10 protein-coding genes are annotated in these 13,882 nt (G+C 70.3%); 4 read left to right on the top strand and 6 right to left on the bottom strand.

The window, feature by feature from the left end; all coding sequences use genetic code 11:
* Positions 1-56 precede the first annotated feature (56 nt).
* A complete protein-coding gene (locus ACNYC2_RS28230) occupies positions 57-410 on the top strand; it encodes an MmcQ/YjbR family DNA-binding protein (protein WP_419704906.1) in 354 nt (117 codons plus the stop codon).
* A 108-nt stretch (positions 411-518) separates the two neighbouring features.
* Here the strand turns inward: ACNYC2_RS28230 and ACNYC2_RS28235 are convergent, their stop codons facing one another.
* Positions 519-3,803 (bottom strand): SNF2-related protein, encoded by a 3,285-nt coding sequence (locus ACNYC2_RS28235; protein WP_419704907.1) that lies wholly within the window; start codon positions 3,801-3,803, stop codon positions 519-521.
* 96 nt (positions 3,804-3,899) lie between these two features.
* Here ACNYC2_RS28235 and ACNYC2_RS28240 point away from each other — a divergent pair, with 96 nt between their 5' ends.
* The gene (locus ACNYC2_RS28240) at positions 3,900-4,694 is read left to right on the top strand and encodes a hypothetical protein (protein WP_419704908.1); all 795 of its coding nucleotides are present in this window, start codon (positions 3,900-3,902) and stop codon (positions 4,692-4,694) included.
* Between the two features lie 4 nt (positions 4,695-4,698).
* On the opposite strand, the gene ACNYC2_RS28245 is transcribed toward ACNYC2_RS28240, so the two are convergent.
* Complete coding sequence (locus ACNYC2_RS28245; RefSeq protein ID WP_357448055.1) at positions 4,699-5,103, bottom strand: hypothetical protein; 405 nt, start codon at positions 5,101-5,103, stop codon at positions 4,699-4,701.
* A 106-nt stretch (positions 5,104-5,209) separates the two neighbouring features.
* Positions 5,210-6,511 carry an MFS transporter gene (locus ACNYC2_RS28250; RefSeq protein ID WP_419704909.1) on the bottom strand — a complete coding sequence of 434 codons (1,302 nt, stop codon included), beginning with the start codon at positions 6,509-6,511 and terminating at the stop codon, positions 5,210-5,212.
* 139 nt (positions 6,512-6,650) lie between these two features.
* Here ACNYC2_RS28250 and ACNYC2_RS28255 point away from each other — a divergent pair, with 139 nt between their 5' ends.
* Positions 6,651-9,053 carry an esterase-like activity of phytase family protein gene (locus ACNYC2_RS28255; protein WP_419704910.1) on the top strand — a complete coding sequence of 801 codons (2,403 nt, stop codon included), beginning with the start codon at positions 6,651-6,653 and terminating at the stop codon, positions 9,051-9,053.
* A 102-nt stretch (positions 9,054-9,155) separates the two neighbouring features.
* Here ACNYC2_RS28255 and ACNYC2_RS28260 read toward each other — a convergent pair whose 3' ends face one another.
* The 3 genes from ACNYC2_RS28260 to ACNYC2_RS28270 all read right to left on the bottom strand — a co-directional run bounded on the left by ACNYC2_RS28260 (position 9,156) and on the right by ACNYC2_RS28270 (position 11,222).
* Positions 9,156-10,595 (bottom strand): alpha-amylase, encoded by a 1,440-nt coding sequence (locus tag ACNYC2_RS28260; RefSeq protein ID WP_419704911.1) that lies wholly within the window; start codon positions 10,593-10,595, stop codon positions 9,156-9,158.
* A 149-nt stretch (positions 10,596-10,744) separates the two neighbouring features.
* Positions 10,745-10,933 (bottom strand): PspC domain-containing protein, encoded by a 189-nt coding sequence (locus ACNYC2_RS28265; protein ID WP_357455064.1) that lies wholly within the window; start codon positions 10,931-10,933, stop codon positions 10,745-10,747.
* A 91-nt stretch (positions 10,934-11,024) separates the two neighbouring features.
* The gene (locus tag ACNYC2_RS28270; protein ID WP_419704912.1) at positions 11,025-11,222 is read right to left on the bottom strand and encodes a PspC domain-containing protein; all 198 of its coding nucleotides are present in this window, start codon (positions 11,220-11,222) and stop codon (positions 11,025-11,027) included.
* 219 nt (positions 11,223-11,441) lie between these two features.
* Between ACNYC2_RS28270 and ACNYC2_RS28275 the strand changes: the two genes are divergently transcribed.
* Positions 11,442-13,829 carry a hypothetical protein gene (locus ACNYC2_RS28275; protein ID WP_419704913.1) on the top strand — a complete coding sequence of 796 codons (2,388 nt, stop codon included), beginning with the start codon at positions 11,442-11,444 and terminating at the stop codon, positions 13,827-13,829.
* Positions 13,830-13,882 lie beyond the last annotated feature (53 nt).

Here is a 13,882-nt window from a genome sequence, read left to right on the forward strand (position 1 = left end):
GGTCAGAGGATGATGGGACGGGACAGCGCCCGCCACGAGACGACGGAGGTCCATTGGTGACCGAGCCGCTCGATCGTGTACGCGAGATCTGCCTCGCTCTGCCCGAGGTGACCGAGAAGCTGAGCCACGGCTCACCTACCTGGTTCGTGAAGAAGACCTTCGTGAGCTTCTCTGATCACGGGCACGGGGGTCCGCCCGCGATCTGGTGCGCGGCCGCGCCCGGCGCTCAGGAAGAAGCGATCGAGAAGGAACCGGACCGGTTCTACCGGCCGCCATACGTCGGGGTGCGTGGGTGGTTGGGGGTGCGGCTCGACGTCGATGTCGACTGGGACGAGATCGCGGCGATCGTCGAGGACGCGTATCGACAGGTCGCAACTCGGCGGTTGGTGGTGGAGCTGGACGAGGGGTAGGGGGCGGCCGGCGGGGGTCTCGACAAGCTCGACCAACGGTTCCGACTGGGTCCCGACAAGGTCGACCAGCGGTGGGGGAGCTCGACCAGCGGTCGGTGCGACCCGCGGTCAAGCCTCCAGCAGGCCTCGGATCTCCTCCGGGCCCAGCGAGCCCGCGAACGCTCCGGCGTCATCACTCAGCACCGCATCAAAAAGCCGGGCCTTGCGTGCCTTGAGCGCCATCACCTTGTCCTCGATGGTGTTCTCCGAGACCATCCGGAACACCATCACGTTCCGCGTCTGCCCGATCCGGTGCGTCCGGTCGATCGCCTGCGCCTCCGTCGCCGGGTTCCACCAGGGGTCCAGCAGGTAGACGTAGTCGGCCTCGGTGAGGTTGAGTCCGAACCCGCCGGCCTTGAGGCTGATCAGGAACACGGGAGCGGTGCCGTCCTTGAACCGGTTGATCACCTCTGAACGCTTCCGGGTGGACCCGTCGAGGTACTCGTACGGAATCCCCAGCGACGTGCACACCTCTGCCGCCTTGGCCAGGAACGACGTGAACTGGGAGAACACCAGCGCGCGGTGTCCCTCGGCGGCGACCTCCGCGAGCTGGTCCGCGAGCAGGCTCAGCTTGGCCGACGGGACACCCTCGTACTCCGGGTCCACCAGCGAGGCGTCCAACGCCATGCGGCGCAGCGTCGTCAGGGCGCGGAAGACCGCCACCCGGTTCTCGTCGAAGCTCTCGAGCAGACCCAGCAGCCGCGACCGTTCGCGCTGCAGGTGCGTGTCGTAGATCCGGCGGTGCTTCGGGTCCAGCGTCACGCGGAGCACCTGCTCCTGCCGCTCGGGCAGCTCGGGTGCCACCTGCTCCTTGGTGCGGCGCAGGAGCAGCGGCCGGATCCGACGGCGGAGCCGGGCCAGCAGCGGCGTCGAGTCGCCCTCACCCGAGATCGGCTTGACGTAGTCCTCGCGGAACTTGGTCGGTGACCCGTACAGTCCCGGCGCCACGATCGCGAGCATCGCCCACAGCTCCATGAGGTTGTTCTCCATGGGCGTGCCGGTGATCGCCAGCTTGAACGGCGCTTTGAGGCGGCGCGCGGACTCGTTGGCGCGCGTCTGGTGATTCTTGGCGAACTGCGCCTCGTCCAGGATCAAGCCGCTCCACTCGACGTCGGCGAACGACTCGAAGTCCAGGCGGAAGATCGCGTACGACGTCACGACGACGTCGGCGCCCGCGGCTACCTTCGCGACCGTGGTCCGTGCCTTCGCGGCGGTGGTCGACAGCATCGCCACCTTCAGGTCCGGCGTGAACTTGGCGGCCTCGGCGGCCCAGTTGCTCACCACCGACGCCGGTGCGACGACCAGGAACGGCGCGTCGTCGTCGGGCCGCTCCTGCCTGGCCTGGGCGACGAAGGCGAGGGTCTGCACGGTCTTGCCGAGGCCCATGTCGTCGGCGAGGATCCCGCCGAGCCCGTGCCGCCAGAGGAAGGTGAGCCACTCGAAGCCGTGCTGCTGGTAGGGCCGCAGATCGGCCTTCAGCCCGACGGGCGGCGGCACGGGTTCCGGTCCGTCGACGCCGTCGGCGGTCAGCGACACCAGGTCGCTCACCGAGCGGCGCCACCGGTCGGACTGCTCGACGATGTCGGCCACCTGCTCCAGCTCCGCCCACAGGCCGGCGTTGAACCGGCTGATCCGCAGCTTGCCCGGCTGGTCGGAGAGTCGCTGCGCCTCCTCGATCAGCGCCCGGAGCTGCGCGAACACGGGCAGGTCCGTCCGCAGCCAGGAGCCGTCGGTGAGCATGAACCGCTTCTTGCCCCGGGCGAGCGCATCGAACACCGGGCCGAACGGGATCTCCCGCCCGTTGATCGTGACCATGACACCCAGGTCGAACCAGTCCAGGTCGGTGCTGTCGTCCGCACGCATGCTGACCACCGGTGTCGCCTCGAGGCCCTGGTACTCGGGCAGCTTCTCGCTCTCCACGCGGACGTCCGGCTGCTCCTTGAGCACGGGCAGCGCGGTGGTGGCGAAGTCCATCGCCTGCAGCCCGCGGAACACCTCGGGCGCCACCCGGAAGTGGCCGAAGCCAGGCACCTCGCGTACGGCGGCGATCACCCTGCCCAGGGTCGCGGCCTCCGCCGCGAGATCACGCAGGTCCGCACCCGGTTCCATAGCGGTGGTGAGCGGATATTCCTTGTCCGACGGCGGGTACGCCCACCGCCACGCCACGCTGATCTCCGCCGGCGATACTGCCTTCACGGTGGCCACCAGCTGGGGCTGCGGCAGGTCCGGCAGCTCGACGTCGGGGTCGGCGTGCACCTGCACCTCCCGGCGCAGCAGCGGCAGATAGTCCGCCAGGAACTCGTCGACCGCGTCTGCGGGGATCTTGAGCTCGGCCAGGTGGACCGCCGCGTGCTCCTGGTCGGTGAGGGGCGCCGCCGTCGGGCCGAGGGTGATGGTGCGGCCCGAGGGGGACTCCTCGACGGCGAACAGGCCGTGCCGACCCAGCGCGCCGACCGAGGTCGCCAGGGTGACGGCGCCGTCGAAGGAGACGGTTCGCTCGAGCCGCGCGCCGCCGTCGGGCAGGGAGAGGTCGAGGGCGATGGACGCCTCGCCGGCCAGCCGCACCGACTCCCGCTTCGACTTGCCGACGAGCTCGATGCCAAGGTCCGCGGCATCGGCGAGGTGGCGCCAGAACGGGCGGGGGAGTACGTCGTCCAGACTGATCCAGTCACCAGCGCTGACGTAGCCGTAGCCGCGCGGGCTCGTGGCGCGCAGGGCGTCGAGCGTGGTGAACCACTCCCGGACGACGGGATCGACGCCGCGCAGGAACCCGTTGCGGATGTAGTTCCACGAGGCGGTGCCGCCCACCCACGAGCCCTTGTTGTTGCGCTGGACAGGCCGCATCGACAGGGAGAGGTTGTTGTCGATGGTCGTGCCGTCCACGCGGAGCTGCAGCGCCAGCACGGGCCGGGGTTCGGCCGTCGACGGGTGCGCAGGCGGAGCCTCGACCGGAGCGGTCGGCACGAGCTGCTGCACCGCGGCCTTCCACTCCGGTACCTGCGGCGTGCGCTTCAGCGAGGACGCGGGCCGGACCATCGAGGCCAGGCCGTCCGACCCGGACTCGATGAGCGTCGCGACGACGTGCTTGCAGGCGGACCCGACCGGGCACGTGCAGTCCGTGCCGACGACTACGGGCGGTCCGGGGCTGTTGGTCCGGAACTGGATGGAGCAGGAGTAGGTGCTGCGGCCGCTGCCGCGCACCCACGAGATGAGCAGGAGGTCGTCCGGCAGCCACTCCCACGAGATGACCCGGCCCTGCTTCTGGTAGTCCTCGCCGCGCAGGTACGCGCCACTGCCCACCAGAAGCTTGATCGCCGCGGGGTGGATGCGCGGGGCGGGAACGGTAGCGGGCACCCCTCCATGGTTCCACGCCCGGGCCACCGGTCCGCGGAGTTATCCACAGCGTGCCTTCAACCCCACGGTGTGGGTGACCTCTGGGAGAGTGTCGCCATGCACACCCTGCCCGACGCCGGACGTCGGCCCGCCGCGCTCAGCGTCCTTCTTCTCGCGGCCGCCGTGTGGACGTCCGTCCCGATGCGGCTGCTGATCCCTGGCAACGAGCTCGATCTCGGCTTCACGGTGGACAACGCGATCTTCGTGATCGAGAACGCGGCGATGGCCGGAACGGTAGTGCTCGGGGTCGGAGCCGCAGCTCTCCGGTCCAGACGCGTCCTCGTCGGGGCGGTAGCGGTCGTCGGTCTGCACCTGCTGTTCCAGCTCGGCACAGCGGGGGTGCAGCTCGTGAACGGCGCCCGCCCCGAGCTGGTGCTCGGCACGCTCGTCGCGATCATCGCCCTGACGGTGCTGCTGGCCGGGGTGCTGATCGCCCTGTTCCTGCGCAAGCCGGCGACGGCGCGCCGGGCCGGTCTCGCCGTGGCCCTGGCCGGGGCACTTATCCACACCCTGTGGACAAACGTGCTGCTTCCGGTGGTCGCGGCCCTGCCCTATGGCGGGCCGCGACCCGGGATGGTCTGGTCACTCGTCGTCGCGATGGCCCTCAACCTGCTGGTCGTCGCGGCGGCGGCCCTGTGCGGCTGGGCCGCGCCGATCACGCGGCGGATCGGCGCGCTCCTGGCTGCCGTGGTCGGGGTGCTGGGGATCGCGGCGGTGGCCGAGACAGCAGATGCCTTCGGTGCGGGCTACGGTGCGACGCAGGTAGTTCAGGCACTGCTGACTCTGGGGGCCGTGCCGCTCGCGGTCATCGCGGGCCGGCGGCAGGCGGCAGCCCGGCGGGCGGAGCGCTGACTCGCTACTTTGCCGTGCTCACCCGGATCTCCTCGAGTGCGACTACCTCGAGGATCTGCTTCACGATGATCGGGCCGACCGATTCCCACGAGAGCATCTCGGCGATCACCATGTAGGACAGGTCGTCCCCGGTGAAGCAGCCGCCGCGGTGCAGCGCGTTGACGAGTCGGTGCTTGGGCCAGTCGAGCTCGTCGAGGCGCTCGACCCGCCGCACTGCGGGGAAGAGCCTGCCGACGGGCAACGACTTGAGGCGAGTTACGGCGGCCTCGGCGAGGCGGGCGGTACCGATGTCGGTCTTGCTGTCGACCTGACCGACGTACCAGGCGTCGTCCTCAGCCATGACCTCGCGGAACCATGGGAACACCTCGCCCCAGGTGGGTGTCGGGGTGACGGCGGGTGCGTCGGACATGAACGGATGCCTCCAGTCCCTGTGTAGGTAAGTACGTCAATCCTTGCACCGTTCGGCCGGCAAAACAGGCACGATCGGCTCTAGAGACCGGACCTCATCCACTAATTCACCCGCCCAGCGGTTGCCGAGGAACGGAAGCCGTGCGAGAGCCACGCATGCCGAACACGATCGCGGTAGCCAGGTACCCGAGGGAGAGGGCGACGAAGAGCCCGGGCGACCACCCGGCGTCGGGCACGAGGAAGGCCGCGAGGGCTGCCGCACCCACGAAGGCCGCGTTGTAGAGGACGTCGTAGAAGGCGAACGCGCGGCCGCGGTAGGCGTCCTCCGAGTCGCGCTGCACGATCGTGTCGACCGCGATCTTCGCGCCCTGTGCGGCGAGCCCGAGCAGGGCGGCGGCGGTGACCACGCCGACGAAGCCGGGCTCGGGCACCAGGATCAGCTGCGACACGCCGGCCACCACCAGCATCACGGCGATCCAGGACTGCGGGGCCATCCGCCGCGCCAGCAACGCGGTGAGCAGGATCGCGAGCCCGCCACCGACACCCGTCGCGCCGATCACCGTGGCGAAGGTGGTGAGACCGGCCGTGCGGTCGCCCGGTTCGGCCAGGAGGTTGCGCGACATCAGGATCGCCGCGATGAACACCACCCCGTACAGGAAGCGGTGCAGCGCCATCACCAGCAGCGCCTGACCGGGGGTGCGGCGCGCGGCGAGGTAGCGGGCGCCGTCGGCCAGACCGCTCGCCACCGCCGTCAGCTCGCTCCGGATCGAGCCGACGGCGGGCTGCAGCGGTCCGAGCAGCGTGCGGGACATCCGCAGCCCGAGCAGCGAGGCACAGCCCATGACGACGCAGGCGCAGGTCAGGGCCGCCGCGTCCTGGATGCGGCCAGCCGGTACGGCCAGGCCGAGCACGAAGCCGATGCCGCCTCCGAGGAACGCGGCGCCCGCACCGAGCGTCGGCGTCAGCGCGTTCGCCGTGAGCAGCAGGTCGCCCTGGACCACGCGCGGCAGACCCGCCGAGAGACCGGCGAGAAGGAACCGGTTGACGCTCAGGGCGGCGAGCCCCAGCACGTAGATCGCGGGGGTGACGCCCTGCGTGAGCATCAGCACCGCCATCGTGCCGGTGATCAGCACGCGCACGGCGTTGCCGTACACCAGCACCTGCCGCCGTTGCCACCGGTCGAGGAACACGCCGGCGAACGGGCCGACGATCGTGAACGGCGCCAGCATGATCGCGAACGCGCCCGCGATAGCCGCCGCCGACCCCTGCGACGTCGGGCTGAAGAACAGCAGGTTGGCGAGGCCCACCTGGAACATGCCGTCGCCGGCCTGGGAAACGAGACGCACGGTGAACAGCTTGCGGAACCCGGGCAGGCGCAGCAGCGCGCGCAGTTCGGCAAGAACGGTCACTTGCCCACAGTAGTTGTCCGCCCCGCTGGGGCGACGGCGGTGCGGGCGGGGCAGGCCCGTCGCCGAAGTTCACGCGGTGTCCATCTTGTCGTCATCGCGGGTCGGCCCGGCTGCCACGGGCCGGGGCCAGCCTGCCCGTGTGTCTCTCGATCGCCGCCACGCGGCATTCATCGCTTCCGGCGCCGTCCTCGCACTGGGGCTGAGCGCGTTCCCGGCCTTCGCGGCTCCCTCGACCGAGCGTGGTGGGGTCTCGACAGGCTCGACCAGCGGGCTGAGCTCGACCAGCGGGCTGAGCTCGACCTTCCACCGGCTCGCCACCTACCCCGTCTTCCAGAACGCTCCTGCGGGCACCGACCCCGCCGACGAGACGGTCGCCGAGATCTCCGCCGTGAGCGAGGACGGCAGGACCCTCATCCACACCGACGCCGCCGCACGCCGCATCGGGTTCGTCGACATCAGCGACCCCGACTCGCCCCGCGGCCTCGGCTCGCTCTCCCTCGCGGAGCTCGGCTCCGAGCACGACGAGCCGACGTCGGTCGCCGTGGTCGGTGACTACGTGCTCGTGGTGGTCGACAGCTCGACGTCGTTCACCGCGCCGTCGGGCCGCCTCGACGTCGTCGACCTCGCGACCCGCACCCGCGTGCGCTCCATCGACCTGGGCGGTCAGCCCGACTCGATCGCCGTCACGCACGACGGCAGCCGCGCCGTCATCGCCATGGAGAACCAGCGCGACGAGGACGTGCTCCCCGACACCGGCGACGGCGAGGAGGGCGACCTTCCGCAGGCCCCCGCCGGGTTCCTGCAGCTCGTCGACCTCCCGGGCGCGGACCCTCAGGCCTGGCGGACCCGCCCCGTCACGCTCGACGCGGCGGCGCTCGCGGCCGCCGGCCTGGACACCCCGCAGGACGTGGAACCGGAGTACGTCTCGATCAACCCGTCCGACACCAAGGTCGCGGTGACGCTCCAGGAGAACAACGGCGTCGCGGTGCTCGACGTCGTGTCCGGCGAGCTCGAGAACGTGTTCTCGGCGGGCGACGTCGCGCTGGAGGGCGTCGACGCGGACGACGAGGGCGCCATCGACCAGACCGGCTCCCTCGATGCGGCCCCGCGCGAGCCCGACGCCATCGGCTGGGTCGACGACGAGCACGTCGCGACCGCGAACGAGGGCGACTGGAAGGGCGGCACTCGCGGCTGGACGGTCTTCGAGGCCGCGACGGGCGACGTCGTCTGGGACGCGGGTGCGGACCTCGAGGAGCTGGCCGTCCGTGTGGGCCTGCACAACGAGGACCGCGCCGGCAAGAAGGGCGTCGAGATCGAGGGCCTCGCGGTGGCCACGCTCGACGGCGTCCGCTACGCGTTCGTGGGCTCCGAGCGCTCCAACTTCGTGGCTGTGTACGACGTGTCCGACCCGACTTCCCCGCGGTTCGTGCAGGTCCTGGCCACGACCAACGGTCCGGAGGGCATCCTGCCGATCCCGTCGCGGAACCTGCTCGTCGTGTCCTCCGAGGAGGACTCGGCCGAGGACGGCGTCCGTGCGTCCGTCTCGGTGTTCGGCAAGGGACACCGCTACGCGCGGGACGCCGGCTCGCCTGCGTTCCCGACGCTGGTGTCCGCCGACGCACGCACCACGACGGGTGCGGTCAAGCCGATCGGCTGGTCGGCGCTGGGCGCGCTCTCGGCCGACCTGAGCGAACGCGACCGGCTGTGGACCGTCACCGACGCCGTGAAGTCACCGACGTCGATCCTCTCCGTCTCGACCGCCGGTCAGCGCGGCAAGAGCGGCCCGGCGGTCATCGACCGCGAGATCGTCGTGACGGAGGACGGCGAGCCCGCCGGGCTGGACGCCGAGGGCATCTGGGCGCGGCCGTCGGTCCGGGGCAAGGCGGGCGGCTTCTGGCTCGGCGTCGAGGGTGCGACGGGTGCGGAGAACGCGCTGGTGCGCGTGTCGCCGTCGGGCCGTGTGCAGGAGCGCGTCAGCCTGCCCGCCGATGTCGCCGCGGGTCTCGGCAAGTGGGGCATCGAGGGTGTGACCGGGACCGTGGACCGGACGGGCGAGCACCTGTTCGTCGCGCTGCAGCGCGGCCTGACCAGCGACGACGGCGTGGGCGGTTACGCCCGCATCGGGCGGTACGACGTCGCGACCGGCAAGTGGACCTGGTTCGGCTACCCGCTGTCCACCCCGACGGCCGACGGCGACTGGGTGGGTCTGTCCGAGATCACGGTGGTGGACCGCGACACGCTCGCCGTCATCGAGCGGGACAAGCTGAACGGCCCGGCGGCGGCCCTCAAGGCGGTCTACACGGTGGACCTGCCGAAGCGCGACCCGCGTCCGGGGACGGTCCCGGTGCTGCGCAAGCGGCTCGCGATCGACGTCCTGCCCGCGCTGCGTGCCACCAACGGGTGGACGCAGGAGAAGCTGGAGGGCCTCACGATCGGTGGTGACGGCCGGGTGTACGCCGTCACGGACAACGACGGCGTGCAGGACGCGACGGGTGAGACCGTCTTCCTGGACCTCGGCAGCGCCCGCCGTCTCTTCCGCTGACACCTTCCCCGCCCGACCCGGCCCCGGTGGTCGAGCTTGTCGAGACACAGGTCTCGACAAGCTCGACCAGCGGGGTTTCGACTACCCCGGTGGGAACGGGGCTCAGCCGCGGGCGTTCACGTGGATCGCCAGCGCCCCGTATGCCGGGACCGTCGCGGTGAACCAGCCGTCAGCGTTGACGGTCCGCTTCACCGAGCAGTTCGACGACGCGACGACGTCGCAGTACGTGCCCGCCGGGAGCGGCGTCTGGAACGAGCGCTGCACGGCCGACGCCGTGTTGTTCAGCACCACGTAGCCGCGGTTGCCGCGGCCGTAGGTGATGAGGTTTCCGCCGTCGTCCCACCAGTTGGTGACCGCGGTTCCCGCCACCGCGTTGTGGAAACCGACCATGCCTCGGATCTCCGTCCAGCGCTGCGTGCAGGTCCACCGCCCGGCGCCGCAGGTCGCGTCGGGGACCGAGGTCTCGCCGGCACCCGGCGCGCCGGCGTCGTTGTTCGAGAACTCGTAGCCGGAGTACACGGTGGGCGACCCGTACGGCCAGGACAGCAGGAACGTGTTGGCCAGGACGTACTTGGCGCCCCACTTGTAGTTCATCGACTCGCCGTTGCGCTCGGTGTCGTGGTTGTCCACGAACACACCCGCCCGTCCGGACTGCAGCTTGCCGTCGCCGATGAACCGAAGGTTCTTGATCTGCCCGTCGAAGTCGTGCTTGAGCTGGCGCGCGTAGTTGAACTCGTGCGAGTCGCCGCTGCCGAGGTACTCGGACGGCTGGACCGGCTCCCCGGCGGCGCCGATCACCTCGTGCACCCAGAAGACGTTCGGGTTCCGCATCCGCGACTTGATGGCCTCCAGGTCCGATGCCGGCACGTGCTTCGACGCGTCGATCCGGAACCCGTCGACGCCGAGCGAGACCAGGTCGTCGAAGTACGCGGCGAGCCTGCCTCGGACATAGTCGGAGCCGGTGCGCAGGTCCTGCAGCGCGACGAGGCGGCAGTTCTGGACCTGGTACCGGTTCGTGTAGTCCGAGATGTCGGTGCGGCAGTCGTTGAAGTCCTGGTACCCGTACGTGCCGGTGAAGTTGTCGTCCGAGTACGCGGTCCCCGCCACGCCGGTCCCGGACCGGCCCGCGCCCGCCATGTGGTTCACGACGGCGTCCGCGATCACGCCCACACCGGCGGCGTCGCAGGCGGCGACCATGTTCGCGAACTCGGCGCGGGTGCCCAGCTTGGACTCGATCCGGTAGCTCACGGGCTGGTACGACGTCCACCACTGGGAGCCGCGGACGTGCTCCATGGGCGGGGAGACCTGCACGTAGCCGAACCCGGCCGGGCCGACGACATTCGTGCACTCCGCGGCGACGGAGTCCCAGGTCCACTGGAACATGTTGAGGATGACGTCGCCGTCACCGTGCGCGGGAGTCGCGGCCCGGGCAGGTTCGACGGCGGGGGTGGCCGTGGTCGCGACCAGGCCCAGGGTGAGTGCGGCGGCGAAGGTCGTCAGGGTGGCGAGCAGTCGTCGGGGCGCGTTCGGACGGCGCATCATTGCGGCTCCTTGCGGCGTGGTCCCGGTCTGAGGCGCGCGCGGCGTTGCGCGGCCGTTTCCGGATCTTGCTGCAAGCGTTGCAGAGCATCCGGCGACACGCCAAGGACCCGGGTGAAAACCCGGGCCCGGCGTGTCGGAGGTGTGGACGCTCAGTCCTCGTTGGGCATGAGGATCCAGAACGCGATGTACGCGAGAAACTGCGGCCCCGGGATGAGGAACGAGGCGACGGTGAGGATCCGGACCAGCGTGGGATCCCAACCGAATCGGCGCGCGATGCCGGCGCAGACGCCGGCGATCATGCGTCCCTGGCGCGGACGAGAAAGTGTCTGTGTGCTCATGTCATCGACGGTACGGACGTCGCGGGCGCCTGAGAATCCGGTGATGCCCCGGTCGGCCCCTGATCCTTCCCTGGGAGTCCCCAGGGTGATCTCATGCCGCCTGGCGCTCGTTCGGGATGAAGATCCAGCCGATCACGTAGGCCAGGAACTGCGGTCCCGGGATGAGGCACGAGGCGACGGCGACGATGCGCACGGTCGTGGGATTCCAGCCGAATCGGCGGGCGATACCGGCACAGACGCCGCCGATCATGCGGCCCTGACGGGGACGGGAGAGTGTGGGTGTGCTCATGCCATCGACGGTACGTCTGCTGCGTGCCGGCGGGTATCCGGTGACTCCCTGGTGTGGCCCTGATCCGGCCCGGAGAAAACTCCGGGAGTGAGGGCGGGTGAACTTCCCGGACCTTCGTTGTTGTCGCGTTCTCGCCCGACCTAGTCTCGGCGCAGCCCTTCCTGCGCGGGGCCTTTGCGGCCCCTGAGGGCCCTTGAGAGGAACGACGATTTGAACCCCATGCGATCTACGGGTGTACCGAGCCGTGTCCTGGCAGTCCTGACGGGTGGCGCGCTGCTCGCCGGCCTGGTCACGGGGCCGGCGATTCCGGCGTCCGCCACGACGGCGGAGCCGTCGCCGTCCGCCACCGACGCGGTCCCAGGGTTGTCGACGACGATCGACGGCGTGCCCTGCGGTGATGAGCCGACCTGGCACACCGGCGACGGTAACTACCTCGTGGCGCACTGGGCCACCACGTTCGAGGTGCCGACGGCCGAGACCGCCGTCATGTACGCGGTCGTCAACCCGGACGGTGTGGACGTCGACGTGACCGTTGCGCCGGTCGACGACAACGTCGCCACCAGCCGGGACCGCACGTTGAGCCTGGACCACGGCAAGGTCTACACCCTCGAGGTACGGTTCCGGGGCTCTGACGGTCTCTGGAACCCGGAACCTGTGGCGTCGTGCGTCTTCGGCGTGCGTCATCCACCTGTCGTCTCGGCGGTCGTGCCGGTGCTCGGCGCCGACGCCGCGTACGTCTACGGCGAGGCCCGGGGTGGCGTGGGCGTGGCCGGGCAGTACCTCGTCGCAGCCACGCGTGAGGGCGAGCCGGTCATGTTCGAGTACGCCGTGACGGGCAGCTCGACCCGGCCGACGGCCTGGGAGAGCCTCGCCGTGGTGGACGGCGAGCGACCCCTGATCACCGTGGTCCCGACGGCAGAAGGCCGTCAGTACCTGCACCTGCGGGGCATCGACCAGTACGGCGTACGCGGTCCGACCCGGGTGAACAGCTTTCTTGTCGGGACCGCCGGGACGACGAGGCCCACCCCGCCGCCGGTCACCGTGACCGAACCGGAGGACGGTACTCCCGACGACGGTCGTATCCCGCTGGAGGTCGTGCTCACGAGCGACTTGTCAGCCCGGGCCATGGGCGAGGTCGTGCTCCGGTACGGGACTCGGGAGGTCGGCCGCACGACGTTCGACGCGCCGTCCGAGACCGTCCTCGTGGAGCAGTCCCTCGTCGGTACCGGCTTCCAGAACATCACTGCCGAGTACCGGCAGTTCGAGGGTGAGCCGACGCTGTCCACGACGGCCCGGATCTGCGCGAAGGACTGTGCCTTCACAGGTGGCAAGGCAACCATCACGGCGGCCGGGGACATTCGTCTGGACCCAGGCCTGCGCGCCGAGGTGTCCGGGTTCTCGCCGAAGCCGACGCGCTACAGGTACGAGTGGCTGCGGGCCGGCAAGGTGGTTTCTTCTGGTGAGCGTGACGAGGACGCTTACTACCTCAGCCTTCCGTCCGATGAGGGACAGACCCTGACGGCCCGGGTGACCGCCTACGGACCGCGCATGACGCCCAAGACAGTCACGACCTCGGTCAAGATCGGCGACCGGGTGGGCGCCGATGTCTGTGCCGGCGGAAAGACCATCGGGACGAGATGGCTGAGCAACTACCCGTACTGCCGCACCGGGGACAACGGTGGGACCGGCCTGGTCGGTGAACCGGGAAGTGGTCTGGCTCTGGAGATGCTGGTCGCCAAACCGTGGCCTGGCCCCGGGTACTCGTACTCCGAGTCTGGCGAGCCCCCTGCCGACCAGGGCTACAGCGCCGACTACTGGTTCAACTCCGAGGGCTACGTCCAGGGCCGCGGCTGGGAGGGGCTCAAGAGGAAGGACGACGTCTACTACCTCGGCAGCGTCGGTGAGAACCGCCGGCTCGAGGCGTTCCGCATCGATGACGGTGGTGTGCTGGCCCCCTACTACGACGTCTGGTACCGCGCCTATTCACCGCAGCGCGGGTGGCTCGGCTGGGCCAAGAACGGTGAGAACGCGGGCGCTACTCGATTCGGTCACACCATCGAGGCCGTCGAGATCCGTGTGCTACCGACGGGCAAGCGCCTGGAGTCCGCGTCGGGCAATGCGGCCTATTACAGCGCCCCGGTGCAGCAGCAGGTGCACGTCAGCTCCTACCTCCGGCCGTCGAACACGTGGCGCGCGCCTGTGATCGGTGGTGCGACCGCGGGCCTGACCAGCACGAACCAGCGCCTGAACGCGCTGCGCGTCGACGTCGACGGGACCCAGTACTCGGGCGGCGTCCAGGTGGCGGCCCGGGTCGAGGGCGACGGTTGGCGCAGCTACGTGTCCAACGATCGTGTCGCGGGGACGTACCACGCGACCAACCGCACCTCGGCCTACCGGATGCGACTGACCGACCAGATGGCTGCTCAGTACGACATCTACTACCGGACCCACGTAGCCGGGACCGGCTGGCTCGGCTGGGCCAGGAACAGCGGCCGTGCGGGCACCGAGAGCTACGCCACGCGGATCACCGCCGTCCAGGTGCTGCTCGTGAAGAAGGGTGACCCTGCACCGCCGAACGCCTACGGCCGGGCGGCCTACCTGGACTGACCGGCTGTCGGAGGGGCCGGTCGCGGACGTTCGCGGCCGGCCCCTCCGCATCT

This window comes from Promicromonospora sp. NFX87, assembly GCF_048564965.1.
Taxonomy (GTDB): Bacteria; Actinomycetota; Actinomycetes; order Actinomycetales; family Cellulomonadaceae; genus Promicromonospora.

Excerpts from the sequence above, each read along its gene's own strand:
- ACNYC2_RS28260 (WP_419704911.1), bottom strand. The coding sequence starts at position 10,595 with ATGATGCGCCGTCCGAACGCGCCCCGACGACTGCTCGCCACCCTGACG.
- ACNYC2_RS28245 (WP_357448055.1), bottom strand. The coding sequence starts at position 5,103 with ATGTCCGACGCACCCGCCGTCACCCCGACACCCACCTGGGGCGAGGTG.
- ACNYC2_RS28270 (WP_419704912.1), bottom strand. The coding sequence starts at position 11,222 with ATGAGCACACCCACACTCTCCCGTCCCCGTCAGGGCCGCATGATCGGC.
- ACNYC2_RS28275 (WP_419704913.1), top strand. The coding sequence starts at position 11,442 with ATGCGATCTACGGGTGTACCGAGCCGTGTCCTGGCAGTCCTGACGGGT.
- ACNYC2_RS28240 (WP_419704908.1), top strand. The coding sequence starts at position 3,900 with ATGCACACCCTGCCCGACGCCGGACGTCGGCCCGCCGCGCTCAGCGTC.
- ACNYC2_RS28265 (WP_357455064.1), bottom strand. The coding sequence starts at position 10,933 with ATGAGCACACAGACACTTTCTCGTCCGCGCCAGGGACGCATGATCGCC.